The organism is Pseudomonas sp. PF05, assembly GCF_056521845.1.
This window is the reverse complement of record NZ_JBWLPW010000001.1, coordinates 213,417-238,779: the sequence shown is the minus strand read 5'-3', so window position 1 is coordinate 238,779 and position 25,363 is coordinate 213,417. Positions and strand designations below refer to the sequence as shown.

The 25,363-nt window shown below is 60.9% G+C and carries 22 protein-coding genes and 1 pseudogene; 10 read left to right on the top strand and 13 right to left on the bottom strand.

The window, feature by feature from the left end; translation table 11 throughout:
• The first annotated feature begins 89 nt into the window (after positions 1–89).
• Positions 90–3,038 carry an HD domain-containing phosphohydrolase gene (locus AC09SL_RS01090; RefSeq protein WP_058543218.1) on the top strand — a complete coding sequence of 983 codons (2,949 nt, stop codon included), beginning with the start codon at positions 90–92 and terminating at the stop codon, positions 3,036–3,038.
• Positions 3,039–3,226: 188 nt separating this feature from the next.
• On the opposite strand, the gene AC09SL_RS01085 is transcribed toward AC09SL_RS01090, so the two are convergent.
• Both AC09SL_RS01085 and AC09SL_RS01080 read right to left on the bottom strand, forming a co-directional pair.
• Positions 3,227–3,709 carry a GAF domain-containing protein gene (locus AC09SL_RS01085; protein WP_058543217.1) on the bottom strand — a complete coding sequence of 161 codons (483 nt, stop codon included), beginning with the start codon at positions 3,707–3,709 and terminating at the stop codon, positions 3,227–3,229.
• Positions 3,706–4,596 carry an ATP-binding protein gene (locus tag AC09SL_RS01080; RefSeq protein WP_058543216.1) on the bottom strand — a complete coding sequence of 297 codons (891 nt, stop codon included), beginning with the start codon at positions 4,594–4,596 and terminating at the stop codon, positions 3,706–3,708. Before AC09SL_RS01080 ends, AC09SL_RS01085 begins: the two co-directional genes overlap by 4 nt.
• Before the next feature lie 163 nt (positions 4,597–4,759).
• Here AC09SL_RS01080 and AC09SL_RS01075 point away from each other — a divergent pair, with 163 nt between their 5' ends.
• Positions 4,760–7,081 (top strand): hybrid sensor histidine kinase/response regulator, encoded by a 2,322-nt coding sequence (locus AC09SL_RS01075; protein ID WP_058543215.1) that lies wholly within the window; start codon positions 4,760–4,762, stop codon positions 7,079–7,081.
• Here the strand turns inward: AC09SL_RS01075 and AC09SL_RS01070 are convergent.
• The 3 genes from AC09SL_RS01070 to msrB all read right to left on the bottom strand — a co-directional run bounded on the left by AC09SL_RS01070 (position 7,065) and on the right by msrB (position 8,589).
• On the bottom strand, positions 7,065–7,526 hold the full coding sequence (locus tag AC09SL_RS01070) for a MarR family winged helix-turn-helix transcriptional regulator (RefSeq protein ID WP_058543214.1): 462 nt from the start codon (positions 7,524–7,526) through the stop codon (positions 7,065–7,067). The genes AC09SL_RS01075 and AC09SL_RS01070 overlap by 17 nt on opposite strands.
• Positions 7,523–8,008: a glutathione peroxidase gene (locus AC09SL_RS01065; protein WP_003199416.1), complete on the bottom strand. Its 486-nt coding sequence runs from the start codon at positions 8,006–8,008 to the stop codon at positions 7,523–7,525. The genes AC09SL_RS01070 and AC09SL_RS01065 overlap by 4 nt, the downstream gene beginning before the upstream one ends.
• 185 nt (positions 8,009–8,193) lie before the next feature.
• Positions 8,194–8,589 carry a peptide-methionine (R)-S-oxide reductase MsrB gene (gene msrB / locus AC09SL_RS01060; RefSeq protein WP_058543213.1) on the bottom strand — a complete coding sequence of 132 codons (396 nt, stop codon included), beginning with the start codon at positions 8,587–8,589 and terminating at the stop codon, positions 8,194–8,196.
• 221 nt (positions 8,590–8,810) lie between these two features.
• On the opposite strand from msrB, the gene AC09SL_RS01055 reads away from it, so the two are divergent.
• Both AC09SL_RS01055 and htpX read left to right on the top strand, forming a co-directional pair.
• Positions 8,811–10,022, top strand: a complete 1,212-nt coding sequence (locus tag AC09SL_RS01055; protein ID WP_058543212.1) for a pyridoxal phosphate-dependent aminotransferase — start codon at positions 8,811–8,813, stop codon at positions 10,020–10,022.
• A 303-nt stretch (positions 10,023–10,325) separates the two neighbouring features.
• Positions 10,326–11,213 (top strand): protease HtpX, encoded by an 888-nt coding sequence (gene htpX, locus AC09SL_RS01050; protein ID WP_058543211.1) that lies wholly within the window; start codon positions 10,326–10,328, stop codon positions 11,211–11,213.
• A gap of 209 nt (positions 11,214–11,422) precedes the next feature.
• On the opposite strand, the pseudogene AC09SL_RS01045 reads toward htpX, so the two are convergent.
• Positions 11,423–12,077: pseudogene (locus AC09SL_RS01045) on the bottom strand (thiopurine S-methyltransferase).
• 104 nt (positions 12,078–12,181) lie between these two features.
• Here AC09SL_RS01045 and AC09SL_RS01040 point away from each other — a divergent pair.
• Positions 12,182–12,949, top strand: coding sequence for a DODA-type extradiol aromatic ring-opening family dioxygenase (locus AC09SL_RS01040; protein WP_058543210.1), 768 nt, complete (start codon positions 12,182–12,184; stop codon positions 12,947–12,949).
• A 184-nt stretch (positions 12,950–13,133) separates the two neighbouring features.
• Here the strand turns inward: AC09SL_RS01040 and AC09SL_RS01035 are convergent, their stop codons facing one another.
• Positions 13,134–14,807 (bottom strand): DEAD/DEAH box helicase, encoded by a 1,674-nt coding sequence (locus AC09SL_RS01035; RefSeq protein WP_014337279.1) that lies wholly within the window; start codon positions 14,805–14,807, stop codon positions 13,134–13,136.
• Positions 14,808–15,294: 487 nt separating this feature from the next.
• Positions 15,295–16,050, bottom strand: coding sequence for a spermidine synthase (locus tag AC09SL_RS01030; protein WP_058543209.1), 756 nt, complete (start codon positions 16,048–16,050; stop codon positions 15,295–15,297).
• Positions 16,051–16,192: 142 nt separating this feature from the next.
• On the opposite strand from AC09SL_RS01030, the gene AC09SL_RS01025 reads away from it, so the two are divergent.
• Entirely contained in the window at positions 16,193–17,539 is a 1,347-nt protein-coding gene (locus AC09SL_RS01025; RefSeq protein ID WP_058543208.1) for a class II 3-deoxy-7-phosphoheptulonate synthase, read from the top strand.
• Between the two features lie 131 nt (positions 17,540–17,670).
• Here AC09SL_RS01025 and AC09SL_RS01020 read toward each other — a convergent pair whose 3' ends face one another.
• Together AC09SL_RS01020 and AC09SL_RS01015 are read right to left on the bottom strand one after the other, a co-directional pair.
• Positions 17,671–18,900, bottom strand: coding sequence for a winged helix-turn-helix domain-containing protein (locus AC09SL_RS01020; protein ID WP_058543207.1), 1,230 nt, complete (start codon positions 18,898–18,900; stop codon positions 17,671–17,673).
• Positions 18,901–18,964: 64 nt separating this feature from the next.
• Positions 18,965–19,183, bottom strand: a complete 219-nt coding sequence (locus AC09SL_RS01015) for a DUF1127 domain-containing protein (protein ID WP_058543206.1) — start codon at positions 19,181–19,183, stop codon at positions 18,965–18,967.
• A gap of 97 nt (positions 19,184–19,280) precedes the next feature.
• On the opposite strand from AC09SL_RS01015, the gene AC09SL_RS01010 reads away from it, so the two are divergent.
• Positions 19,281–20,135 carry a LysR substrate-binding domain-containing protein gene (locus tag AC09SL_RS01010; protein WP_175359757.1) on the top strand — a complete coding sequence of 285 codons (855 nt, stop codon included), beginning with the start codon at positions 19,281–19,283 and terminating at the stop codon, positions 20,133–20,135.
• On the opposite strand, the gene AC09SL_RS01005 is transcribed toward AC09SL_RS01010, so the two are convergent.
• Entirely contained in the window at positions 20,125–20,874 is a 750-nt protein-coding gene (locus tag AC09SL_RS01005) for a sulfite exporter TauE/SafE family protein (protein WP_058542431.1), read from the bottom strand. The two genes, AC09SL_RS01010 and AC09SL_RS01005, sit on opposite strands and share 11 nt — an antisense overlap.
• A gap of 145 nt (positions 20,875–21,019) precedes the next feature.
• On the opposite strand from AC09SL_RS01005, the gene AC09SL_RS01000 reads away from it, so the two are divergent.
• The 3 genes from AC09SL_RS01000 to AC09SL_RS00990 all read left to right on the top strand — a co-directional run bounded on the left by AC09SL_RS01000 (position 21,020) and on the right by AC09SL_RS00990 (position 23,294).
• On the top strand, positions 21,020–21,481 hold the full coding sequence (locus tag AC09SL_RS01000; protein WP_058542430.1) for a MarR family winged helix-turn-helix transcriptional regulator: 462 nt from the start codon (positions 21,020–21,022) through the stop codon (positions 21,479–21,481).
• 344 nt (positions 21,482–21,825) lie between these two features.
• Positions 21,826–22,245, top strand: a complete 420-nt coding sequence (locus AC09SL_RS00995) for an organic hydroperoxide resistance protein (protein WP_003199389.1) — start codon at positions 21,826–21,828, stop codon at positions 22,243–22,245.
• 35 nt (positions 22,246–22,280) lie between these two features.
• Positions 22,281–23,294: an alpha/beta hydrolase gene (locus AC09SL_RS00990; RefSeq protein WP_058542429.1), complete on the top strand. Its 1,014-nt coding sequence runs from the start codon at positions 22,281–22,283 to the stop codon at positions 23,292–23,294.
• Between the two features lie 268 nt (positions 23,295–23,562).
• On the opposite strand, the gene AC09SL_RS00985 is transcribed toward AC09SL_RS00990, so the two are convergent.
• Positions 23,563–24,132: an elongation factor P gene (locus tag AC09SL_RS00985; protein ID WP_018603118.1), complete on the bottom strand. Its 570-nt coding sequence runs from the start codon at positions 24,130–24,132 to the stop codon at positions 23,563–23,565.
• Positions 24,133–24,180: 48 nt separating this feature from the next.
• Positions 24,181–25,314 (bottom strand): elongation factor P maturation arginine rhamnosyltransferase EarP, encoded by a 1,134-nt coding sequence (earP, locus tag AC09SL_RS00980; protein WP_058542428.1) that lies wholly within the window; start codon positions 25,312–25,314, stop codon positions 24,181–24,183.
• Positions 25,315–25,363: the final 49 nt, after the last annotated feature.

Genomic DNA, 25,363 nt, shown 5'->3' with positions numbered 1-25,363 from the left:
CAGTGCGTACCTGGGAGGGTTCTCGAGCGGTTTTCCCTGCACGCGGCAACACCCATCGAGAACGCCCCCTGACACTTGGAGTGACTGCAATGCCCAGCGCACCGCGTCCGGAAAAACGCCGGTTTCCCCTGCACGTCCACATCAGCGTGATGTTTACCCTGCTTCTGTTGCTGACCGGGGTGGTGCTGGGGATTTTCAATTACCGGCAAACCACGCAGATCATCCTGTCCAGCAGTGAAAAACTGTTCAATCGTATTGAACAGGATGTGCGCCTGGATCTGTACGACACCTACGAACCCATCCGCCACCTGTTGAGCCTGCTGGCCGACTATCCAGCGACGCGCACGCCCCAGATGGCGCAACGCCTGGCCCTGCTCGTGCCCTTCAGCCAGGCACTGCGGGACAACCCGAACCTGGCGTCGTTGTACCTGGGCGATCATCACGGCAACTTCCTGATGGTCCGGCCATTGCGCACCGCAGCCCTGAAAGCCGCCCTGCAAGCACCGACCGAGGCGGCCTATCAGGTCTGGACGGTTGAGCGGGCCACCGAGCAAGGCCCGGTTCATTCCCAATCGCTGTTCTACGACGAGACGCTGACGCTCATCGGGCGCCGGGACATTGCCGACGAGACCTACGATCCGCGCAGCCGCAGCTGGTTTCGCAGCGCCGCCGACAGCACCGAACAGATCACCACCGAGCCCTACGTTTTTTTCTCCACCCATAACGTCGGCACCACCCTCGCCCGACGCAGTGGCGAGCAGGCTGTCATCGGCGCCGACCTGACCCTGGCGGCCCTGTCCCAGACCCTGGCCAAGCACAAGGTGACCACCGGCACCGAAATCGTCCTGCTCGATCCCACGGGCAACGCAGTGGGCTATCCCGACAGCAGCCGGCTGCTCGCCGACGCCCAGTCGGCACGCCTGATCAAGGCCCGCGACCTCAGCCCGGCCATCGCCGCCGCGCTCGACGACAACACCGACACCACGCGCCTGGAAGCGGCTGGACGCCAGTGGATCGTTTCTCGCAGCCACATGCAGGAAGGCGGGCCCCAGGGCCTGGAACTGGCGTTGCTGGTCCCTGAAGATGAGCTGCTGGACAATGCCTATCGCATGCGCTGGCAAGGCGCGCTCATCACCCTCGCCACCCTGCTGCTGTGCCTGCCCCTGGGTTGGCTGACGTCCCGGATCCTGGTCAAGCCTTTGCGCGAACTGGTGCAGGAGGCCGATGCCATTCGCAGCTTTGACTTCAACTACCCGGTGTCCCGTCGCTCCCCGGTACTGGAGGTCGACCAGTTGAGCGTATCGATGGCGCGCATGAAAGAGACCTTGGCGAGTTTCTTTGAAATCACCGCCAGCCTGCGCGCCGAAACCCGCTTCGCCCCGTTGCTGGAGCGGGTGTTATTTGAAACCGTGAAGATCGGCCAGGCCCAGGCCGGCCTGATCTACCTGCGCGAGAACGACGACAATCGGGTCAAGCCGTATGGGCTGGTAATCGATGGAACGCCCAGGGACCTCGACGCCTTCAAGCTGCGCACTCATGAGCTCCAGACTGGCGACAGCCCGCAATGGCTCCAGCAACTGGCCACCTCGGACAACCTCGTGGCTTCCCTGGGCTTCGAGCAGGCCGGCGATCTGCAGGGCGTCCTGCAGGCACTGGACTCGCCGCGGGTCCACTTGATCGGTATTCGCCTGCGCAATCGCCACCAGGAAACCGTCGGCGTACTGGTCCTGCTGATCACCGACAGCGGCACCGAAGCGGATCTGGAAAAACTGCAGCCCGACCGCATCGCCTTCCTGCAGGCCGTGTCCGGTGTCGCCGCCGTGAGCATCGAGGGCCAGCGTCTGCAAGCCAGGCAAAAGCAGTTGCTGGACGCCTTCATCCAATTGCTGGCCGGCGCGATCGATGCCAAGAGCCCCTACACCGGCGGCCATTGCCAGCGGGTGCCGGTCCTGACCCTGATGCTCGCCCAGGCCGCCGCTGCCAGCCAGGCACCGGCATTCGACGCCTATCGGCCAACGGAGGATGAATGGGAAGCCCTGCACATCGCCGCCTGGCTGCACGATTGCGGCAAGGTCACCACCCCCGAATACGTGGTCGATAAAGCCACCAAATTGGAAACCCTGAACGACCGGATCCATGAGATACGTACCCGCTTCGAGGTGCTCAAGCGCGACGCCTGGGTCGATTACTGGCAGGCCGTGGCCAGCGGCGGCGAGCCGTCATCCCTGGCGCAGCGGCGCGACGCGACACTGACGGCCCTGGATGACGACTTTGCTTTCGTCGCCCGCTGCAACCTGGGCTCCGAAGCCATGGCCGAGGCCGATCTGCAACGCCTGCAACAGATCGCCCAACGCCCGTGGACCCGGACCCTCGATGATCGTCTGGGGGTTTCCTGGGAAGAGAACCGTCGCCAGGGTCGCACGCCCAAACCGACCCTACCGGTCACTGAACCGCTGTTGGCAGACAAGCCCGAGCACCTGCTCGAGCGCCACGATGCCGAACTGATCCCGGCGGACAACCCGTGGGGCTTCCAGCTCGATGTACCGGCCTGGAAATACAATCGCGGCGAGCTTTACAACCTGAGCATCCCCCGGGGCACGCTGACCCGCGAGGAGCGTTACGTCATCAACCATCACATGGTGCAGACGATCCTGATGCTCAGCCAGTTGCCTTTCCCCAGTCACCTGGACAACGTCGCGGAGATCGCTGGTGGTCATCACGAGAAGATGGACGGCAGTGGTTATCCCAAGCGCCTCAAACGCGAAGAGATGAGCCTGCCGGCGCGCATGATGGCCATTGCCGACATCTTCGAAGCGCTGACAGCAGCCGACCGCCCCTACAAGAAAGCGAAGAAACTGAGCGAGGCCCTGGGCATCATGGCCACCATGTGCCGTGACGCCCATATCGATCCCGAGCTGTTCGCGCTGTTCATCGATGAAAAGATCTACCTGAGCTACGCCAACCAGTTCCTCGACCCGCACCAGATCGATGAAGTCGATCCCCACAGCCTGCTGGTCAAGGCAGGGCTGAAAGCATGACAACTATCCCTGTAGACGCTGCTGTAGGAGCTGCTGTAGGAGCTGCCGAGCGAAGCGAGGCTGCGATCTTTCCACTGCCGATTGAATCTCAAGCGAAAAATCAAATTGAATCTCAAGCGAAAGATCAAATTGAATCTCAAGCGAAAGATCAAAAGATCGCAGGCTTCGCCAGCTCCTACAGGACGCTGTCAGCAATCCGTCAGGCGCAGGAATATCGCGGCCAACTGCTCGATGCCGGCTTGATCATGTTCGGTAAAACGCGCCAGTTTCGGACTGTCCAGGTCGAGCACGCCGATCAGGCGCCCATCCTTGACCAGCGGCACCACCAGCTCGCTGTTCGACGCGCTGTCGCAGGCGATGTGCCCGGCGAAGGCATGGACGTCTTCGACGCGCTGGGTCTGCCGAGTCGCGGCCGCCGTACCGCATACGCCGCGGCCAAAGGGGATCCGCACGCAGGCGATCTGGCCCTGGAACGGTCCCAGGACCAGCTCTTCGTTGCGATTGAGGTAAAAGCCGGCCCAGTTCAGGTCGTCCAATTGACTGGACAGCAAAGCCGAGAACTGCGCGGCGTTGGCGATGAAGTCACGCTCATCGGCCAGCAAGGATTCCAGCTGTGCCGATAACAACGCGTAGCCGTCAAGGCCGACTCCGCTGCCATTCAAATCGATCATGCCTTGTGCTCCAACAATTTAAGGCCTACCCAATAACGGGCAAACTGATAGGCGCAACGTCCGTTGCGGTTGCCGCGGCCGGTTGCCCAGCGTACCGCCAGCACATCCAGCGCTTCGTCGCGCTGCCAGGCCAACCCGGCCTTGGCCGCCAGTTCGCCGATCCAATGTTCCACCACGTTGAGGAAATGCTCCTGGGTAAACGGATAAAACGACAGCCACAGGCCAAATCGGTCGGACAAGGCGATCTTGTCCTCTACCGCTTCGCTGGGGTGAAGTTCGCCGTCGACTCGTTTCCAATTCTCGTTGTCGCTTTCCTTTTCCGGCACCAAGTGACGACGGTTGGAAGTGGCATACAGCAGCACGTTGTCCGGCGCCTGCTCCAGCGATCCATCCAACACGCTCTTGAGCACGCGGTAATCGCCTTCGCCGGATTCGAACGACAAGTCATCGCAGAACAACACGAAGCGCTGGGGCAGTTTCGCAACCTGCTCGACCACCCGGGGCAGATCGGCCAGGTGATCGCGTTCGATCTCGATCAAGCGCAGGCCATGTGGGGCATGTTCAGCCAACAGGGCGCGTACCAGGGACGACTTGCCGGTACCACGCGAGCCCCAGAGCAAGGCATGGTTGGCGGGCATGCCATCGATGAATTGCCGGGTGTTGCGGCCCAGTTGTTCGACCTGGCGGTCCACGCCGATCAGGTCCGACAGGCGCATGTCGAGGCTGACCTGCAGCGGCAGCAGGTAGCCGCTACGGCCGTCACGCTGCCAGCGGGCGGCCAGGGTCTGGGTCCAATCGATGGCGGGCCGTGGCGCCGGCAGCAAAGGCTCGATCCGGGCCAGCACGGCATCGGCACGCTCAAGAAAAGCATTCAATCGCGAGTCCACGTCTTCTCCTCGGACAGGTTCACAGTAATGATGGCGCTACAGCAACGAAACGCCGTATCCAATGGCGGGTCTACTTCACACAATACACACCGGCTACACCGGACTTCAGAGATGATCAGCTATGCTTGACCGGCGAAGGGAAACGTAAGTGGTTCATCACTCAATGGACATCAGATTCACCCAACGGCTTTCCTACAAGCAGGCCCGCCTGACCGTCCTGGTGGGCTTTGTGTTGGGCACTTTGCTCAGCCTGATGCAGATCGGCATCGATTATGCCAGCGAAGACGCATCGATCAACCGTGAAATCCTCTCGCTGCTGGAAATCAGCCACAACCCGGCCTCGCGCATCGCCTACAACATCGACGCCGAACTCGCCCAGGAGCTGTCCATGGGCCTGTTGCGCTCACCCGCCATCATTGGGGCCGAGTTGATCGACAACAACAATATCGTGCTGGCCAGCGTCAAGCGGCCAGAGCTGCAAAGCAGCTACCGGTTCATCAGCGACTTCCTGTTCGGTGCCCAGCGTCAGTTCGAGGACCGGCTCTATCTGGACCACCTGCCCGCCGAGTCCCTGGGCATATTGCGACTGGACGTCGACACCTATGCGTTCGGCAGTCGTTTTTTGCGCCGTGCCGAGGTCACCTTGCTCAACGGCTTCGCCCGCAGCCTGATCCTCACCGGCCTGCTGCTGGCACTGTTCTACGTGATGCTGACCAAGCCCCTGGTGCGGGTCATTCGCGAACTGAGCAGCCGCGATCCGAGCAGCGGCGAACAGAGCCGCCTGGAATGCCCCAGCGGCCACCAGTCCGATGAAATCGGCGTACTGGTCTCCGTCGCCAACCAACAATTCGAAAATATCTCCACCGAAATCCAGCAGCGGCGCACGGCCGAAAATCGCCTCACCGAATACCTGGCGCAACTGGAGAACATCGTCTCGGCACGCACCGCCGAACTCAAGGCCATCAATGCCCGCCTCAGCCAGTCCAACGAGGAACTGGAAGTGGCCCGGCGCACGGCCCTGGACATGGCCGAGGCCCGCTCTGCGTTCCTCGCCAACATGAGCCACGAGATCCGCACACCGCTCAACGGCCTGCTGGGCATGATCGCCCTGTCCCTGGACGGCCCCCTGACGGCCGAACAACAGCAGCAGCTATCGATTGCCCATGACTCGGGCAAGGTATTGGTCGAACTGCTCAACGACATTCTCGACCTGTCGAAATTCGACGCCGGTCAACTGGAGCTCGAACGCATCCCGTTCGACCTCGGCTCCCTGGTGGAGGATACCGCCAACCTGCTTTCCCAGAATGCGGCCCCCAGCGTCGAACTGGCCTGCCTGATCGACCCGCAGTTTCCGGCGCAGGTACTCGGCGACCCGACCCGGGTGCGCCAGATCGTCAGTAACCTGTTGTCCAACGCATTGAAGTTCACGCGCTTCGGCCGGGTTGACGTAAAGTTGAGTCATTACGAAGGCGGCGTGCGCATCGAGGTCTGCGACACAGGCATCGGCATTCCCCAGGAAGCCCAGGCAAGAATCCTGCAACCGTTCACCCAGGCCGGCGCCGGGATTACCCGCCAGTTTGGCGGCACCGGGCTGGGCCTGGCACTGACTTACAACCTCTGCGAAGCCATGCAGGGCCGGTTGACCATCAGCTCCGAAGCCGGCTTTGGCAGTCAGTTCTGTGCCGACCTGCCCCTGCCCTGCCATCTCCCGGCAACGCCGGTCGAACCGTTGCGCGGCAACGTCGTCGCCATCACCGCCAGCAGCAGCGGCCTGGCCGAGTTGCTCGGCATGCTGTTGCCGGGGTGGGGACTGGATTATGTGCAGCGCTCCATCGATGACGGGTTGCTGGGCCTCAAGCCTGACGTGCTGATCACGGACTGCCCGGAATGCCTGTTCAACCTGCGGCCGACCTTTGATGCGCCGATCCTGCTGGTGACCGCCTATGGCAGTTTCATGCCCAGCGAAGAAGCCGCCGCCCTCGCCCCGCTGATACAACAGGCCCGACCGCTGGCACGCCATGCGCTGTACCAGATTCTGCGGCGCGCCATGCAAAGCGAGGCCACCACCATCAATGACGCACAGATCGAAACCCTGACGCCAGCCAGGCGTGGACGGGTGCTGCTGGTGGAGGACAATCCGGTCAACCAACTGGTGGCCAAGGGCATGCTGGTGAAGCTGGGCTGCGAAGTCAGCGTCGCCGCCCACGGCGTCGAAGCGCTGGATCAACTGGAACAGCGAGTGTTCGACCTGGTGTTGATGGACTGCAACATGCCGGTGATGGACGGTTACGAAGCCAGCCGGCAGATCCGCCGCAGCGGGCGCTGGTCGGACCTGCCGATCGTTGCCCTGACGGCCAACGCGATGCCTGAAGAACGCGAGCGCTGCCGCGCGGCCGGCATGAACGATTACCTGTCCAAGCCGTTCCGCCGCGAAGAACTGGCAGCCGTGCTGGACCAGTGGGTGCCGACTACGTCAGCGCTTTGATCTGGCCCAGCAGGTGATCGAGGCCGTCTCGCAACGCGCCCAGGCGGTCCAGGTCGATACCACTGTCACACAACAGGCGAGCCTTGAGCGGGCCAACCTGCTCACGCAAGGCTCGCCCGGCAGCCGTTAGGCTCAAGTGCATCTCTCGCTCGTCCCGGGCCGAACGCTGGCGCTGGACCAGGTCCAGTTGCTCCAGGCGCTTGAGCAGCGGCGTCAGCGTGCCGGAATCCAGCAACAAACGCTCACCCAGGGCCTTGACCGTCGGCTGTGGCGGGGCCGTGTCCTGCCATTCCCACAACACCAGCATCGCCAGGTATTGCGGATAGGTCAGGCCAAGTTGATCGAGCATTGGCTTGTAGCCACGGATCACTGCACGCGAAGCAGCGTACAGCTTGAAGCACAACTGGCTGTCGAGCTTCAGCGAATCGACTGACAGGTCATTCATTTGAGCAGTGCTTCGATCTCACCGGTCAGGTCCTGGGGCTTGGTGGTCGGGGCAAAACGCTTGACCACCTGACCATCCTTGCCGATCAGGAACTTGGTGAAGTTCCACTTGATGCCTTTGGACCCCAGCACGCCGGGCGCCCGCTGCTTAAGCTGGACGAACAGCGGATGGGCGTTGGCGCCGTTGACCTCGATTTTCTTGAACAGCGGAAAACTCACGCCGAAGTTCAGTTCGCAGAATTCGGTGATCGCCCCCTCGTTGCCCGGCTCCTGCTTGCCGAACTGATTGCAGGGAAAGCCCAACACCACCAGGCCCTGGTCCTTGTAGGTCTGCCACAGCGCCTCAAGCCCCTTGTACTGCGGGGTGAACCCGCACTGGCTGGCCGTGTTGACCACCAGCACGGCCTTGCCGGCAAAATCGGCGAGGGTCTTTTGCTCACCCTTGATGGTGGTGCACGGGATGCTCAGCAGGTTGTCGCTCATGGCAAGGCTCCGAAAAGTTATAGGACAGGCGGGTTAAGATAGTAAGCAATTAAATTGCATGCAATTTAATTATCCGAATTACCCACTCCGCAGACTGTGGGAGCAAGGCTTGCCCGCGATAAAGGCGATACGGTCGTTCAGAAATCGAGACGCCCTGTTTCGCGAACAAGCTTTGCTCCACCGAATTATTCTCGGGGGACCAGATCCAGGCACACCGAGTTGATGCAGTACCGCAAACCCGTGGGCGGTGGGCCGTCGGGGAAGACGTGGCCCAGGTGGGCGTCGCATTTGGCGCAGACCACCTCGGTGCGAATCATGCCGTGGCTGACGTCCCGCACCTCCACCACCGCGCTGCCCTCGATCGGCGCGTAGAAACTCGGCCAGCCACAACCGGAATCGAATTTGGTCTTGGAATCGAACAACGGCTCGTTGCAGCAGATGCAGTGGTACACACCGTCGGTCTTGGTGGCGTTGTATTTACCGGAGAATGGCCGCTCGGTGCCCTTGAGCCGACAAACGTTGTACTGCTCCGGGTCAAGCATCGAGCGCCATTGTTCAAGGGTTTTTTCCAACTTTTCCATCGTCCTACCTCGGCAATTGAAAAAGCCCGATCCGACGCTTTTCCGCAGATCGGGCGGCACGTATGATTGCGCCTCGTCAGGCGCCAGTCTGGCAGTCACGTCATGCGCATTCAAACGGATTGTGGCGCCTTATACCGCGTCAGGCCTGGGCACAGACGCAGGATTCCCAGTACGGTAGTTCATACGCCGCCTGGATCGTTCATTTTCGGGAACACATCGCCATGCAGGTCAGCAAATCGAACAAGCTCGCCAACGTCTGCTACGACATTCGCGGCCCGGTGCTCAAGCACGCCAAACGCCTGGAAGAGGAAGGCCATCGCATCCTCAAGCTGAACATCGGCAACCCGGCCCCCTTTGGTTTCGAAGCGCCCGATGAAATCCTCCAGGACGTCATCCGCAACCTGCCGACCGCCCAGGGCTACAGCGACTCCAAGGGCCTGTTCAGTGCCCGCAAGGCCGTGATGCAGTACTACCAGCAGAAACAGGTCGAAGGCGTCGGCATCGAGGACATCTACCTGGGTAACGGCGTGTCCGAGCTGATCGTGATGTCGATGCAGGCCCTGCTCAACAACGGCGATGAAGTGCTGGTACCGGCGCCGGACTATCCGCTGTGGACCGCTGCCGTGAGCCTGTCCGGTGGCAACCCGGTGCATTACCTGTGCGACGAACAGGCCAACTGGTTCCCTGACCTGGCGGACATCAAGGCCAAGATCACGCCCAATACCAAGGCGCTGGTGATCATCAACCCGAACAACCCGACTGGCGCCGTATACTCCAGGGAAGTGCTGCTGGGCATGTTGGAACTGGCCCGCCAGCACAACCTGGTGGTGTTCTCCGACGAGATCTACGACAAGATCCTCTACGATGACGCCGTGCACATCTGCACTGCATCCCTGGCACCGGACCTGCTGTGCCTGACCTTCAACGGCCTGTCAAAATCCTATCGGGTAGCGGGTTTCCGCTCAGGCTGGGTCGTCATTTCCGGCCCCAAGTATCACGCCCAGAGCTACATAGAGGGCATCGATATGCTGGCCAACATGCGCCTGTGTGCCAACGTGCCGAGCCAGCATGCGATCCAGACGGCGCTGGGCGGCTACCAGAGCATCAACGACCTGATCCTGCCCCAGGGCCGGCTGCTGGAACAGCGAAATCGCACCTGGGAACTGCTCAACGACATTCCCGGTGTCAGTTGCGTCAAGCCGATGGGCGCGCTGTACGCCTTCCCGCGGATCGACCCGAAGGTCTGCCCGATCCACAACGATGAAAAATTCGTCCTCGACCTGCTGCTGTCCGAGAAGCTGCTGGTGGTCCAGGGTACGGCGTTCAACTGGCCGTGGCCGGATCACTTCCGCGTCGTGACCCTGCCGCGGGTCGATGACCTCGACCAGGCCATCGGCCGGATCGGCAACTTCCTCAAGTCCTACCGTCAATAAACCAGACAGCGTGCGCGGAGTCCTCGCCTCGCACGCTGTTTGATTCAGCAACATATCCGTTCTGTCGACTCCACAAGGCCTTCTACACTAGGGCGCTGGACAGCCGACGAGCACCTCGGCTCAACGTTCACGGGGGGCAAACGCCGTATTTCTTTTCCCTAGTCACTTTCAGAAAAGTCTTTCAAACATTTAGGACGCTTGTAGGACACAGTTTGAAATAGTCGGTGAGTTGAATAGCCTGCGGCAGCACCTTATATACCCCGCATAACGCTACATCTTTAGCATGAGGAGATTTTCACAACCATGATGCGCATCCTGCTGTTCTTGGCCACCAACCTGGCGGTCGTGCTGATTGCCAGCATCACCCTGAGCCTCTTCGGCTTCAACGGGTTCATGGCGGCCAATGGGGTTGACCTCAACCTCAATCAGCTGCTGATTTTCTGTGCGGTGTTCGGTTTCGCCGGTTCCCTGTTCTCGCTGTTCATCTCCAAGTGGATGGCGAAGATGAGCACCAGCACCCAGATCATCAGCCAGCCGCGCACTCGCCACGAACAATGGCTGCTGCAAACCGTCGAGCAATTGTCCCGCGAAGCCGGTATCAAGATGCCGGAAGTCGGTATCTTCCCAGCCTACGAAGCCAACGCCTTCGCCACCGGCTGGAACAAGAACGACGCACTGGTCGCCGTCAGCCAGGGTTTGCTCGAGCGGTTCTCGCCAGATGAAGTCAAGGCCGTGCTGGCCCACGAGATCGGCCACGTCGCCAACGGCGACATGGTGACCCTGGCACTGATCCAGGGCGTGGTGAACACCTTCGTGATGTTCTTCGCCCGCATCATCGGCAACTTCGTCGACAAGGTGATCTTCAAGAACGAAGAAGGCCAGGGCATCGCCTACTACGTGGCGACCATCTTCGCCGAGCTGGTACTGGGCATCCTCGCCAGCGCCATCGTCATGTGGTTCTCGCGCAAACGCGAGTTCCGCGCCGACGACGCCGGTGCACGCCTGGCCGGCACCAGCGCCATGATCGGTGCCCTGCAACGCCTGCGCGCCGAGCAAGGCCTGCCAGTGCACATGCCCGACACCCTGAGTGCCTTTGGCATCAACGGTGGCATCAAGCAGGGCCTGGCGCGCATGTTCATGAGCCACCCGCCGCTGGAAGAGCGTATCGACGCACTGCGTCGTCGGGGCTGATCGTTAGCCTCAAGAGAAAACCCGCAGAAATGCGTAATGCAGTTCAGCTTGGAAAAACGGCGCTTCTTTCAGAAATGGGAAGCGCCGTTTTTTTGCGGTATCTACTTGTTTTGGTGTGTATATCCGTTGCTGCAGCAACGGATATACCCCCCCCCCAGAGTCATTGTTCACAGCAGATCAACTGTGGGCACGAGCATAAACACACAACATCAACGCCAGGAAATCCGATACACCCGCTCATCCAACCTCGTCACCCCCGCCTGCAAGAACTTCCAGCTTTCCCCCAGCATATCCTCTTCCTGCAACACCTCCAACTGCCAGGCACCTCCCAGCAGCCGCCGCACCTCATCATCCCCGACAGAGAACGGTGGGCCAGGCATTTCATCCTGGTTGTAATCCAGGGTAATCAACAATCCGGTGCCATTGGGCAAGATCTTCTGCAGATGGGCCGCGTACCGCTCGCGCATCGGCACGGGCAAGGCGATCAGCGCGGCACGGTCGTACAGTGCCGCGCAATCAGCCACATCCTCGCGTTCCAAGGCAAAGAAGTCACCGCATCGGATTTCGATATCACCGGACCGAAATACCTTGAACGCGCCCTCTTCACTGATGCTCGGCTCAAGCTGATGCTCAAGGAAAAAAATCAGTGGCGGCTTTTTCCGACAACTCCACGCCCAGCACCGAATAGCCCTGATGGGCAAGCCACAGCAGATCCAGGCTTTTCCCACACAACGGCACCAGCACCCGACTGCCTTGGGCCAGCCCCAGTTGCGGCCAGAAACGCTGCAGGTAAGGGTTCACCTCCGGCAAGTGAAAACCGATCTGGTTCGATGACCAGCGCTTGTGCCAAAACTCGGGCTCCATGATTCACTCCAAAAAAATCGATCAAAACGGGTTAAAACTTATATTAGATTTAGATCATTGACCTAATGGAAGATGACCCCATCTTAACGCTCAGGAGCCCCTTCATGCTGCCCAGCCTGTTTATCTCCCATGGCTCACCGATGCTTGCCCTGGAACCCGGCGACAGCGGTCCGGCATTGGCTCGCCTGGCCGCTCAATTACCCAAGCCCAAGGCCATCGTCATCGTGTCCGCCCACTGGGAAAGCAACGAACTGTTGGTCAGCGCCAATCCACAGCCACGCACGTGGCACGACTTCGGCGGCTTCCCACCGGCCCTGTATGAGGTGCAGTACCCCGCGCCTGGCGATCCTCAACTGGCGGCGCAAGTCGCAGCCATGCTCAACGCCGCGCACCTGCCGGCACGCCTGGACCCTCAGCGGCCGTTCGACCATGGCGTCTGGGTACCATTGTCCTTGATGTACCCCGAGGCCGACATCCCGGTGGTACAGGTTTCCCTGCCCAGCCGCCAGGGACCGGTGTTGCAGACACAGGTCGGCCAGGCCCTGGCGAACCTGCGCCAACAGGGCATCTTGCTGATCGGTTCTGGCAGTATCACCCATAACCTGCGCGACCTGGACTGGAACGCCGGCCCCGACAGCATTGAGCCCTGGGCCAAGGCCTTTCGCGATTGGATGGTTGGGACGCTGGCGGCCGACGACGAGAACGCACTGCATGATTACCGTCGCCAGGCGCCGAACGCCGTGCGCAGCCACCCCAGCGATGAGCACTTGCTGCCGCTGTATTTTGCCCGGGGTGCCGGTGGGAAATTCAGTGCTGTCCACCAAGGGTTCACGATGGGCGCTCTGGGGATGGACATTTATCGGTTTGACTGACCGATAGACCGAGTCGCTCCATTCGCGAGCAAGCCCGCTCCCACAGGAAACGCAGATCGAATGTGTGGCTTGCTCGCGAACGGGACAACGCCAATCAACCTGAAGGATCACCAAACGACAGGCAAAAAAAATCCCCGAACCAGTCGGGGATTTTTTATGTTCGATCAATCAGCCCTAGAGCGGATCAATCTTCGCGATAGCGACGCAGTTTGAGCTGCTTGCCGGCGACACGAGTGTCCTTCAGTTTGGTCAGCAACTTCTCCAGACCATCTTCCGGCAGCTCTACCAGGCTGAAGCTGTCACGCACCTGGATGCGGCCGATCGCTTCGCGGGCCAGGCCGCCTTCGTTGAGGATGGCACCCAGCAGGTTCTTGGCAGCGATGCCGTCACGGGCACCCAGCGCGGTACGGCAGCGAGCACGACCTTCGGCCAGCGGGATCGGAGCACGACGCTCGCGGTCACCACGATCCGGACGATCACCGGTGCGCTCAGGACGATCGCCACGCGGTGCGTTGTTCGGCACCAGGGGACGTTCTTTCTCGATTGCAGCCAGGTTCAGCGCTTGGCCATTGGTGGCCTTGCGCAGCAGTGCGGCGGCCAGGGCGCGTGGGGTGCAACCGATGTCGGCGGTCAGGCGATCGAGCAGATCACCGTGGGTCGATTCGGCGTCAGCCACCAGTGGCGACAGGCTGTTGGTCAGTTTCTTGATGCGGGCATCGAGAACGGCCTGGGCGTCCGGCAGGCGAACTTCAGCAACCTTCTGGCCAGTTACACGCTCGATCACTTGCAGCATGCGACGCTCACGCGGGGTGACCAGCAGCAGCGCACGGCCTTCGCGACCGGCACGGCCGGTACGGCCGATACGGTGAACGTAGGATTCCGGATCGTACGGCATGTCCACGTTGAATACGTGGGTGATGCGCGGAACGTCCAGGCCACGGGCAGCGACGTCGGTCGCCACAACGATGTCCAGGCGGCCATCCTTGAGGGAGTCGATCACGCGCTCACGCTGGTTCTGGGCAATGTCACCGTTCAGCGCAGCGGCTTTGTAGCCTTTGGCTTCCAGGGCGCTGGCCAGGTCCAGGGTCGCTTGCTTGGTGCGCACGAACATGATCAGGGCGTCGAAGTCTTCCACTTCCAGCAAGCTGAGAACGGCAGACGTCTTCTGGTCAGCGTGAACCAGCAGGTGAGCCTGTTCGATCGCGGTGACGGTCTGGGTCTTGGTCTGGATCTTCACGTGTTGCGGATCGCGCAGGTGGCGCTCGGCAATGGCACGGATCGATTGCGGCAGGGTGGCCGAGAACAATACAGTCTGGCGGGTGGCTGGCAGGGCCTTGAAGATGACTTCCAGGTCATCCATGAAACCCAGCTTGAGCATTTCGTCGGCTTCGTCGAGAACCAGGTGGTTCACGGTGGCCAGGACTTTTTCGTCACGACGCAGGTGATCGCACAGACGACCCGGAGTGGCGACAACGATCTGCGCGCCATTACGGATGGCTTTCAGCTGCGGGCCCATCGGGGCGCCGCCATAAACGGCCACAACGGTAACGCCAGGCATCTGCTTGGAATAGGTTTCGAAAGCGGTTGCTACTTGCAGCGCCAACTCACGAGTTGGCGCCAGGATCAGGGCTTGCGGTTCGCGCTTGGCAGGATCGATGCGATGCAGGATCGGCAGGGCGAACGCGGCGGTTTTACCCGTACCGGTTTGCGCCTGACCAATCATGTCGTGGCCGGCCATGATGATCGGGATCGATTGCTGCTGAATCGCCGAAGGTTCTTCGTAGCCGGTCGCAGTGACGGCAGCAAGAATGTTCGGGTTGAGATTAAAAGCGGCGAAGCCGCCGGTTTCCTGGGTCATGGGTCTGCCTCTAAGTGCATCCGCAAAGACCCATGCTCCAAAGCTGCGCATGCCGTGTTGAGACTCAAGAGTCGCCCTGGCTGCTTTGTCGGCGGGGATTTGCGAAAACGAATGAATGAAAAAGAACGTCGTGGAAGATCCGTTGTGCGGACATGCAACCGAAGCTGACTTCGGAGAATTGCGCTACCTTGACGCGGCCCGGCTAAAGGCCGGCGCGCACTATACCGGAATTCGCCCGAAAAGGGAGCTTTTTTTATTGCCGAACCCCGTTATGGGGCTCTTTTTCAGAGGCCCCGGGGTTAACGGCACAACCGTTTGTTTTGCACAGGCACGGCGTTGCGGGGGTGGGGTGCTAAAACGGTTCATCTTTACCTGTGGGAGCAAAGCTTGCTCGCGATGCAGGCACCGCGATTTGCGCAGGTACTGAGTTGTGTCCATCGCGAGCAAGCTTTGCTCCCGCAGCGGGTGGTCACACCTTGGACGGGTGTCAGGTCGCCGGGCGGATCGCCTTGATCAACGACTGCAACGAATAACCCAGCCGCGGCGCCAGTCCTTCGGCCCTGGCGACCAGCCCTTGCATATCCAGTTCCTGATCCAGGTCCGCCGGCACGATCAGGATCACATTGCCCTCCTTCACCGGTAGCTCCCAATAATGCCGGTGGTACAAGCCGCGCAACAGCGCCGCACCCAATGGCTTGCCGTCATCGGTGGCCCACTGGTTGATCACCAGCCAACCGCCCGGGTTCAGACGCTTCTGGCAGTTTTCCAGGAAGCCCCACGCCAGGTGACCGACGCCGGGACCTACATCGGTATAGAGGTCGACGAAAATCAAGTCCGCCGGCTCGGCGCTTTCAAGCAGTTCCAGTGCATCGCCGATACGGATATACAATCGCGGATCGTCATCCAACCCCAGGTATTCGATGGCCAGGCGCGGCACGTCGGGGCGCAATTCGATGGCCTCGACATCTTCCAACGGCAGGAACTTGAGGCAGGCCTGGGTCAAGGTACCGGCGCCCAGCCCCAGAAACAGTGCACTTTCCGGCTGCTCGTGACACAACGCGCCGATGAGCATGGCGCGGGTATAGTCATATTCGAGCCAGCTCGGATCGGCTGTGAACACGCAACTCTGCTCGATGGCATCGCCAAACTCGAGAAACCGGTAATCGGCCACTTCGAATACGCGAATCATGCCGAACTCGTCGTGCACCTCGGCGAGCAAATGCTCGACGCGCTCCTCTGTCATTTCATCTCCTGATGGTGGCCGTGCCGGCTTGAGCCTGCGTATACGGGACAAAGGCGCGATTGTCCGCGAAGCAACCGGAGCAGGTCACGCACTAATTTGCTGATAACATGGCTATCCGAGCGTAAATCACCTAGAGATCATGATGAGCCAACCCTGGAGCCCTGACAGCTGGCGCGCCCTGCCGATCCAGCAACAACCCTGCTACCCCGACGCCGCGCACCTGTTGCAGGTGGAGCAGACCCTGGCCAGCTATCCGCCACTGGTGTTTGCCGGTGAAGCCCGGGAGTTGCGCCGTCAGTTCGCCGAGGTGACCCAGGGCCGGGCGTTCCTGCTGCAAGGCGGCGACTGCGCCGAAAGCTTTGCCGAGTTCTCGGCGGCCAAGATCCGCGACACCTTCAAGGTGCTCTTGCAGATGGCGATCGTCATGACTTTTGCCGCCGGCTGCCCTGTGGTCAAGGTCGGGCGCATGGCCGGGCAGTTCGCCAAGCCGCGTTCGGCGAACGACGAAACCATCGACGGCGTGACCCTGCCGGCCTATCGCGGCGACATCGTCAACGGTATCGGTTTCGATGAAAAAAGCCGCGTACCGGACCCGGAGCGGTTGCTGCAGTCCTACCACCAATCCACTGCCACCTTGAACCTGCTGCGCGCCTTCGCCCAGGGCGGGTTCGCCGACCTGCACCAGGTGCACAAGTGGAACCTGGATTTCATCGCCAACTCGGCCCTGGCCGAAAAGTACAGCCACCTGGCCGACCGCATCGACGAAACCCTGGCATTCATGCGCGCCTGCGGCATGGACAGCTCGCCGCAACTGCGCGAAACCAGCTTTTTCACCGCCCACGAAGCGCTGCTGCTCAATTACGAAGAAGCCTTCGTGCGTCGTGACAGCCTGACCAACGACTATTACGACTGCTCGGCCCACATGCTGTGGATCGGCGACCGCACCCGTCAGTTGGACGGCGCCCATGTGGAATTCTTGCGTGGGGTGCACAACCCGATCGGGGTCAAGGTCGGTCCGAGCATGGACCCGGACGACCTGATCCGCCTGATCGACGTGCTCAACCCGCAGAACGACCCCGGCCGGTTGAACCTGATCGCCCGGATGGGCGCCAACAAGGTCGGCGAACACTTGCCGCCGCTGTTGCGCGCCGTGCAGCGTGAAGGCAAGCAAGTGCTGTGGAGCTGCGACCCCATGCACGGCAATACCATCAAAGCCAGCAGCGGCTACAAGACCCGGGACTTTGCGCAGATCCTCGGTGAAGTGAAGCAGTTCTTCCAGGTCCACGCAGCCGAAGGCACCTATGCCGGCGGGATTCACATCGAAATGACCGGGCAAAACGTCACCGAATGCATCGGCGGCGCACGCCCGATTACCGAGGACGGACTATCGGACCGCTACCACACCCACTGCGACCCGCGGATGAATGCCGATCAGTCGCTGGAGCTGGCTTTCCTGATTGCTGAGACGTTGAAGCAGGTTCGGCGGTGAGCCAGTAAGGCATTTGTCGCCTGCTGGATTGCTATCGCGAGCAAGCTCGCTCCCACAGGGGAACCTGGGTGACCACAAGTCATGTGCTCACAGCAGATCCAATGTGGGAGCTTGCTCGCGATGGCGATGCCTCAGTCACCATTGATCTGCGCCAATGCCACCGCCAACCGCACCCCACTCACCCGCTGACAATTGAGCTGGACCCGCTCCAGCCCCAGCCACCGAGCCATGCGCTGCAGGTTCAGCGCCAGGGCTAGCATCCCCTCCTCGTCCAGCCCCGAAGCATCCTCGTGCACGGCATGCACGGCCAACTGCCCCAAGGCCCGCTCTGCCCGCAGGTCCACCCGAGCCGCGATGCGTTCGTGGTGCAGGAACGGCAACACGTAATAGCCGTACACCCGCTTGTGGACAGGTGTGTAGATCTCCAGCCGGTAGCGAAAATCGAACAACCGCTCGGTACGGCCGCGCTCCCAGACCAGCGAGTCGAACGGCGAAAGCAAGGCACTGGCGGCGACCTTGCGAGGAATTTTCGCCGCGGGTCGGCACCAGGCCGGTTGTTTCCAGCCCTGCACCTGGCAGCGCAGCAGTTCCCCGGCCTCTTCCAGTTCGGCCAAGCGCCCACGACTGTCGGCCGGGTCGAGGCGAAAGTAGTCGCGCAAGTCTTTCTCGGTCGCAATACCCAAGGCGTCCGCTGCATGTAGCAGCAAGGCGCGTTGGGCCTGGGCCTCGTCCGGCAATGGTTGCTGCAGGATCGAGGCCGGCAGTACCCGTTCGGGCAAGTCGTAGAGCCGCTCGAACCCGCGCCGCCCCGCCACCGTGACTTCGCCCGCGGCGAACAGCCATTCCAGCGCGTGCTTTTCGGCACTCCAGTCCCACCAGGGCCCGGCCTTTTCCTTGCGCGTGGACAAGCTGCCCGCACCAATGGCGCCCTGCTCCTGCACCGAAGCCAGAACGCGGCGAATAACGTCCTGACGCTCATGACCGAAACGCGCCAACTGCTGATAAATCCCTTCGCCACCCGACGCCCGACTCATGCGCCAGCGCATCAGCGGATACATTGACATCGGCAGCAGCGACGCTTCATGGCCCCAATATTCGAACAGCGTGCGACGTCGCCCCTGGCTCCAGGCGGCCTGATCGAGCAAATCGCGATTGTAGTGACCGAGGCGGGAGAACAGCGGGAGGTAATGCGAGCGCACCAACGCATTGACTGAGTCGATCTGCAGGACGCCGAGGCGTTCGATCAGGCGGTTGAGGCGTGAGGGTTGCACCGAAGCTGGCGGCGACCGCCCATCGAATCCTTGGGCGGCCAACGCCAGGCGCCGGGCCTGTTTGAGGGTAAAGGACAGAGTCGCGGGCATGGAGATCTCCTTCTCTGCTCGCAACCTACCTCACCAATAAGGGGTTTGTGTAGGAAAGGATGGCTCATTTGTGAATTGGGTCATCCCAGAATGGCCGGACCACTTCCTGCTCCACGTCTGCACGACTCACGCCAATGTCCTTGAGCGCCTCATCGCTCATTCCGGCCAGCAGTTCGCGCTCGTGGTGCAATTCGTACCAGCGGCTAAACTTGTGCAGCAGGGCGCTGACGGAAAAGCCGTGGGAGAGTTTGTCTATCAGTAGATAACCTTTTTGACCTTTCATCGTGATGTCCTCCGTTGGGGATGGCTCAAGTCTCGCGCTAACGCTAAGATCAATCCAACGAATGTTTCTTATGCAATACATCTCGGAGATTGATCAATTGTCGAGTTACCCGAGCATCGATACGGAAGTGCTGCGTACCTTTGTCGCCATCGCCGACCAGGGCGGTTTCACCCGGGCCGGGGAATTGGTCAATCGCACCCAGTCGGCCGTCAGCATGCAGATGAAGCGGCTCGAAGAAGACGTATTGCAACGGCGGCTGTTCGAACGTGATGGGCGCCAAGTCAAGCTCACCGCCGAAGGCCAGGTGCTGCTGGGCTACGCCAGGCGGATCCTCAAGCTGCACAGCGAGGTGTTCAATACCCTGCGCGAACCGCACATGGTCGGCACGGTGCGCATCGGCACGCCGGACGATTACGTGATGCGCTTCCTGCCAGGCATCCTGCAACGCTTCGCCCAGTTCTACCCCCTGATCGAAATTGAAGTGCACTGCGAATCGTCCAAGCAGTTGCTGCTGCGCCAGGACCTGGACCTGTCCATCGTCACCCGCAAACCGGGGGACGAAATCGGCCAGTTGCTGCGCAAGGAGCGCTTTGTCTGGGCCGAAGCCGCCTGCTTCAACGTCCATGAACAAACACCGCTGCCGCTGGCGATGTTCAACAGTGACTGTTTCTGCCGACAATGGGCGTGCAATGCGCTGGATGCCATGGGCCGCGATTATCGCGTGGCGTACAACAGCTCGAGCCTGTCGGCGCTCATGGCAGTGGTGGGAGCCGGCCTGGCGATCACGGCGCAACTGGAAAGCCTGCTGACCCCGGACATGCGCGTGCTGGGCAAGGCTGAAGACCTGCCGGAACTGCCCGAGGCCAGCATCATGCTGATCCGCAACCTGCATAACCCATCGCCGATCACCGAGTGCCTGGCCGAGCACATCGTCGACGGTTTCAAGCTTTAAAGGTGAGCAGTACCGCGCACAGCACCAGGAAACCGCAGAACAGCCCGCGCAACAGCCGCTCCGGCAAGGCGTGGGCGACTTTCACCCCCCAACTGATGCTCAGCAGGCCACCGACGGCCAGCGGCAGGCCGATGCTCCAGTCCACTTCATGGTGAAACGCATAAGTGGCGAGGGTCACGCCGGTACTGGGCAAGGCCAGCGCCAGGGACAAACCTTGGGCAACCACCTGGCTGGTGCCAAAGATGCTGGTCAGGATCGGCGTCGCGACCACGGCCCCGCCGACACCGAACAAACCGCCCATGGTCCCGGATGCGGCTCCCAGCACGCCGAGCCATGGCCAGCCATAGCGCATCTGCGCCGAAGCCGGTGCGTTGGCGACGAACATGCGGGCCAGGTTGTAGAGTGTCAGGGCGATCAGGAACGCGACGAAGCCGATCCGCATGCTGTTCGCGTCGATCCCCACCGCCCAGATCGAACCAAGCCAGGCAAAGCAGAATCCCATGGAAGCCAACGGCAGGGCATGGCGCAATTCGATGCGATTGCGCTGGTGATAGCGCCACAATGCGAGCATCACGTTGGGCACCACCATGACCAGCGCCGTACCTTGGGCCAGTTGCTGGTCGAGGCCGAACCAGACGCCCAGCACCGGAATGGCGATCAGGCCACCACCGATGCCGAACAATCCCCCGAGGGTGCCCAACACGGCACCAAACACCAAAAACTGCGCAAATTCGAACAAGACGATTCCCCTTTCCTTAGGGGCCTTATCCTACGCAGTCGGCGCCGACGGGGAAACGCAACATCGGTGCAAGACATCAAATTTATCTGGCGCATTAAAGATTCGCCCGCTAGATTCGTACCGATCATTGATTGAAGGTTTTGCCATGAACACCCCGCACGACACCCCCGAAGCCTGCGAAGCCCTGCTGCTCGACAACCAGGTCTGTTTCGCCCTGCACTCCACATCGCTGCTGATGACCAAAGTCTATAAGCCGCTACTACAGGCCCTGGGCCTGACGTATCCGCAGTACCTGGCGATGATGGTGTTGTGGGAGAAGGACGGATTGACCGTCGGAGAAATCAGCACGCGCCTACTGACAGACCCCGGCTCGCTGACGCCGCTGCTCAAGCGCCTGGAGGCCGAAGGCCTGCTGAGCCGCACCCGCAGCCGTGAAGACGAACGCGTGGTGATTGTCGAACTCACCGAACAGGGCCGCGCCCTGCGCGAAAAAGCCCTCGACATCCCCCAATGCATCCTCGCCGCCAGCGGTCAGACCCTGGAACAGTTGAAGAAGCTGCAGCTTGATCTGCAAGCGCTGCGCGGGCATTTGCAAGACAGCCTCTGACTGACCTTCAGCTGACCCACCGCCATCGCGAGCAAGCTCGCTCCCACACTTGATGCTCAGTGGCTATAAATCTGCGTTCGACGCAAATCCAATTTGGGAGCGAGCTTGCTCGCAATGGCGGCAGCCCCTGTCGCTCCCTGATCTGTAACTAGCCCATCCAAAAAAATTTTGCTGCACTAAAACGCTCTAGCTCAAAGGTTACAAGCCTTCTCAGCTTCGAAAATCCGATTCGCCTCAAAAATTTATCTTGCGCGCAAAATATTAGCGCTATACATTCGCTTTACACCTACTTAGCGCGCAAACATTTAGCGCAATAACACCAACCCAGAAACGAGGCTCTCATCATGCAAACGCTCTACACCGCAATCGCAACCTCCACCGGCGGCCGTGATGGTCGTGCGATCTCCAGCGACAACATCCTCGACGTCAAACTTGCCACGCCCAAGGAACTCGGCGGTGCAGGCGGTGCGGCGACCAACCCTGAGCAACTGTTCGCCGCCGGCTACTCGGCCTGCTTCATCGGCGCACTGAAATTCGTTGCCAGCCAGAGCAAACGCAAGATCCCGGATGACGCCTCGATTACCGCCCATGTCGGCATCGGCCAGATCCCCGGCGGTTTCGGCCTCGACATCGACCTGCACATCAGCCTGCCAGGGCTGGACCAGGCCGACGCGCAAAGCCTGGTGGATGCGGCTCACCAAGTCTGCCCGTACTCCAACGCCACCCGTGGCAACGTTGATGTCCGCCTGCACGTGACCGTCTGACCACCGACCCTGGACCCGAACCTAAGGAGATGCCCATGAACACGCTCAGCAAAGCCTTGACCGCCACCCTTCTCGCCCTCAGCGTCAGCAGTGCCTTCGCCGACGGCATCGTCGAACACAACACCCAGGCGTTTCTCGACGCGCTGAATGCCGGCACCGGCAAGCCCCTGGAACAACTGTCGCCCAAAGACGCCCGCGCCGTATTGGTGGGGGCCCAGGCGGGGGTAAAACTGACCTTGCCCAAGGCCGATGTCAGCGTGAAAACCATCCAGGTCGATGGCCAGCCAATCAGCCTGACCATCGTTCGCCCGGCTGGGGTCAAGGGTGAGCTGCCCGTGTTCATGTTCTTCCACGGCGGTGGCTGGGTATTGGGCGACTTTCCAACCCACGAACGCCTGGTTCGGGATCTGGTGGCGGGCTCGGGCGCTGTCGCGGTGTTCGTCAACTACACGCCCTCACCCGAGGCGCATTATCCGGTGGCGATCAACCAGGCCTACGCCGCCACGAAATGGGTGGCCGAACACGGCAAGCAGATCAACGTCGACGGCAAGCGCCTGGCCGTGGTGGGCAACAGCGTCGGCGGCAACATGGCGGCGGTGGTGGCCCTGATGGCCAAGGACAAAGGCACCCCGGCGATTCGTTTCCAGGCGTTGCTGTGGCCGGTGACCGATGCCAGCTTCGAGACGGCGTCCTACAACCAGTTCGCCGAAGGACACTTCCTCAGTAAAAACATGATGAAGTGGTTCTGGGACAACTACACCACCGATGCCGGACAACGCAGCGAGATCTATGCCTCGCCGTTACGCGCCAGCACCGCACAGCTCGAGGGTCTGCCGCCCGCGCTGGTACAGACCGCCGAGGCCGACGTCTTGCGCGATGAGGGTGAAGCCTATGCCCGCAAGCTGGACGCGGCCGGTGTACCGGTGACGGCCGTACGCTACAACGGCATGATCCACGACTATGGCTTGCTCAACGTGGTCAGCCAGGTGCCGGCGGTGCGTTCGGCGATGCTGCAGGTGTCGCAAGAGCTCAAGCAACACCTGAAGTAGTGACGGAGCCAGGAGCAGCCTTTGTGGCGAGGGAGCTTACTCCCGCTCGGCTGTGTAGGAGCTGGCGAAGGCTCGGGCCGCGTTCGGACGATCTTTTGATCTTTCGCTTGAGACTCAAGTGTCCGGGGAAAGATCGCAGCCTCGCTCCGCTCGACAGCTCCTACAGGCCCAGCGGGAGCAAGCTCCCTCGCCACGGAGATCTGGTATTCAGTCCTGAAATGAAAAAGCCCGACTCAATGGTCGGGCTTTTTCATACAGAAGGCTTCGCTTATTTAGCGCGGCCTTTGTAGGAACCGCCTTCGCGGGTATCGATCTCGATCTTGTCACCGATTTCGATGAAGTCAGCAACTTGCAGTTCAGTACCGTTGCTCAGTTTGGCAGGCTTCATGACCTTGCCGGAAGTGTCGCCGCGAGCTGAACCTTCAGTGTAGTCAACTACACGCACGATGGTGGTCGGCAGTTCTACGGAAACCAGGCGCTCTTCGAAGAACACGGCTTCGCAGACGTCGGTCATGCCTTCTTCGATGAACGGCAGAACGCTTTCGATGTCTTCGGCGTTCAGCTCGTACATGGTGTAGTCAGTGGTGTCCATGAACGTGTAGGTGTCGCCGCTGATGAAGGACAGGGTCGCTTCTTTGCGGTCGAGGATCACGTCGTCCAGTTTGTCGTCGGCGCTGTAGACGATCTCGGTCTTGTAACCGGTCAGCAGGTTCTTCAGCTTGGTCTTCATGATCGCGCTGTTACGACCCGACTTGGTGAACTCAGCTTTCTGAACCAGCCAAGGATCGTTTTCGAGACGGATCACGGTCCCGGGTTTCAGTTCTTTACCAGTTTTCATTGCGAATATCCGAATTTGGATGGGATTTACAAAAATCTAGGCCGCGTATCATATCCAATTTACATAAAACTTCACCAGCGCTGCGGCAAGATCGGCTCGCGAGGCCTGTTCCAGACACCACGCCTGGGCATGTTCGGCCAGTTCCTGCTGCTGTTCACGGGTGGCTTTCCAATGTTCGCTCATGTCTTGGCCGGCATTCCAGGCCCGCCAAAGACCGCTGATCGCTTTTTGCGCCGCCTGAGAAAGCCCCTGGGTATAGAGCCTGAGAAACGCCTCGAGCTTTTCCAGGTGGACGTCTTCTTCCTGCTGGTAGATATGCCAGAGCAGCGGCCGACCAGCCCATTGGGCACGCACGAAGGAGTCTTCGCCGCGCACGGCGTTGAACTCGCAGCACCATAGCAGGTGGTCGTACTGGTCCTGGCGGATGAACGGCAACACCTGCACCGTCAGTGCGCCGCGTCGATGTAGCGCACCGACCGCCAGGCCGTCGACCCCAAGCCAACGCTCGACATCGCCCAGCACCCGCCCTTCGGGAACCAGCACATGAAACGCTTGGGCATCAGCGGCCATTGCGTCAAACCAGCTCGCCAACCCGGCGTTCTCATAGGCGAACAGCGAGATCAGGCAGGCATCCGGCGCCCGCTCGACACCCAGCCCTTGCAGGAATATTCGTTGTGCTTCGGCATCCTGCTGGAATTGTCGACGGCGCTCCAAAAGCCCCGCCTCACGCAGCAGGCCACCTGTTCCTTCCTGGAAGCCGGGGAAAAAGAAATATTTCTGCACGTGTTTGTATTTGACCGACGGCAGGCCGTGACAACCGATCACCCAGTCCTCGGCGCTCAAATAATCAAGGTTCATCCACAGGGGCGTCGTCTGGCGCGCGGCCATCGCATCCATGTAGGCGCTCGGCAACTGGCAGGCAAACGCAGCGATCACCACGTCGGCGGCTTCGGTGGGCGCCCACTCCCCGGGCCAGTGACGCACTTGCACGCCCTGTTGCCATTGCTCGGACAGGGTGACGTCGATTTCCGGGCACAGCCGTTCGAAGGCACGCAGGTCGTCGACCCATAGCCGCACCGCACATTGATGCTCGGCCACCAACTGCCGAGCCAGGCGCCAAGTGACACCAATATCGCCATAGTTATCGACGACGGTGCAAAAAATATCCCAACGCACGGTCATTCCCGACTCCCTGTGGCAAAGGCCTGATTGTCCCGAATAAACCGATCAC

Coding starts and splice junctions, on each gene's coding strand:
- AC09SL_RS01090 (WP_058543218.1), top strand. CDS start 90: ATGCCCAGCGCACCGCGTCCGGAAAAACGCCGGTTTCCCCTGCACGTC.
- AC09SL_RS01085 (WP_058543217.1), bottom strand. CDS start 3,709: ATGATCGATTTGAATGGCAGCGGAGTCGGCCTTGACGGCTACGCGTTG.
- AC09SL_RS01075 (WP_058543215.1), top strand. CDS start 4,760: ATGGACATCAGATTCACCCAACGGCTTTCCTACAAGCAGGCCCGCCTG.
- AC09SL_RS01070 (WP_058543214.1), bottom strand. CDS start 7,526: ATGAATGACCTGTCAGTCGATTCGCTGAAGCTCGACAGCCAGTTGTGC.
- AC09SL_RS01065 (WP_003199416.1), bottom strand. CDS start 8,008: ATGAGCGACAACCTGCTGAGCATCCCGTGCACCACCATCAAGGGTGAG.
- msrB (WP_058543213.1), bottom strand. CDS start 8,589: ATGGAAAAGTTGGAAAAAACCCTTGAACAATGGCGCTCGATGCTTGAC.
- AC09SL_RS01055 (WP_058543212.1), top strand. CDS start 8,811: ATGCAGGTCAGCAAATCGAACAAGCTCGCCAACGTCTGCTACGACATT.
- htpX (WP_058543211.1), top strand. CDS start 10,326: ATGATGCGCATCCTGCTGTTCTTGGCCACCAACCTGGCGGTCGTGCTG.
- AC09SL_RS01040 (WP_058543210.1), top strand. CDS start 12,182: ATGCTGCCCAGCCTGTTTATCTCCCATGGCTCACCGATGCTTGCCCTG.
- AC09SL_RS01035 (WP_014337279.1), bottom strand. CDS start 14,807: ATGACCCAGGAAACCGGCGGCTTCGCCGCTTTTAATCTCAACCCGAAC.
- AC09SL_RS01030 (WP_058543209.1), bottom strand. CDS start 16,050: ATGACAGAGGAGCGCGTCGAGCATTTGCTCGCCGAGGTGCACGACGAG.
- AC09SL_RS01025 (WP_058543208.1), top strand. CDS start 16,193: ATGAGCCAACCCTGGAGCCCTGACAGCTGGCGCGCCCTGCCGATCCAG.
- AC09SL_RS01020 (WP_058543207.1), bottom strand. CDS start 18,900: ATGCCCGCGACTCTGTCCTTTACCCTCAAACAGGCCCGGCGCCTGGCG.
- AC09SL_RS01015 (WP_058543206.1), bottom strand. CDS start 19,183: ATGAAAGGTCAAAAAGGTTATCTACTGATAGACAAACTCTCCCACGGC.
- AC09SL_RS01000 (WP_058542430.1), top strand. CDS start 21,020: ATGAACACCCCGCACGACACCCCCGAAGCCTGCGAAGCCCTGCTGCTC.
- AC09SL_RS00995 (WP_003199389.1), top strand. CDS start 21,826: ATGCAAACGCTCTACACCGCAATCGCAACCTCCACCGGCGGCCGTGAT.
- AC09SL_RS00990 (WP_058542429.1), top strand. CDS start 22,281: ATGAACACGCTCAGCAAAGCCTTGACCGCCACCCTTCTCGCCCTCAGC.
- AC09SL_RS00985 (WP_018603118.1), bottom strand. CDS start 24,132: ATGAAAACTGGTAAAGAACTGAAACCCGGGACCGTGATCCGTCTCGAA.
- earP (WP_058542428.1), bottom strand. CDS start 25,314: ATGACCGTGCGTTGGGATATTTTTTGCACCGTCGTCGATAACTATGGC.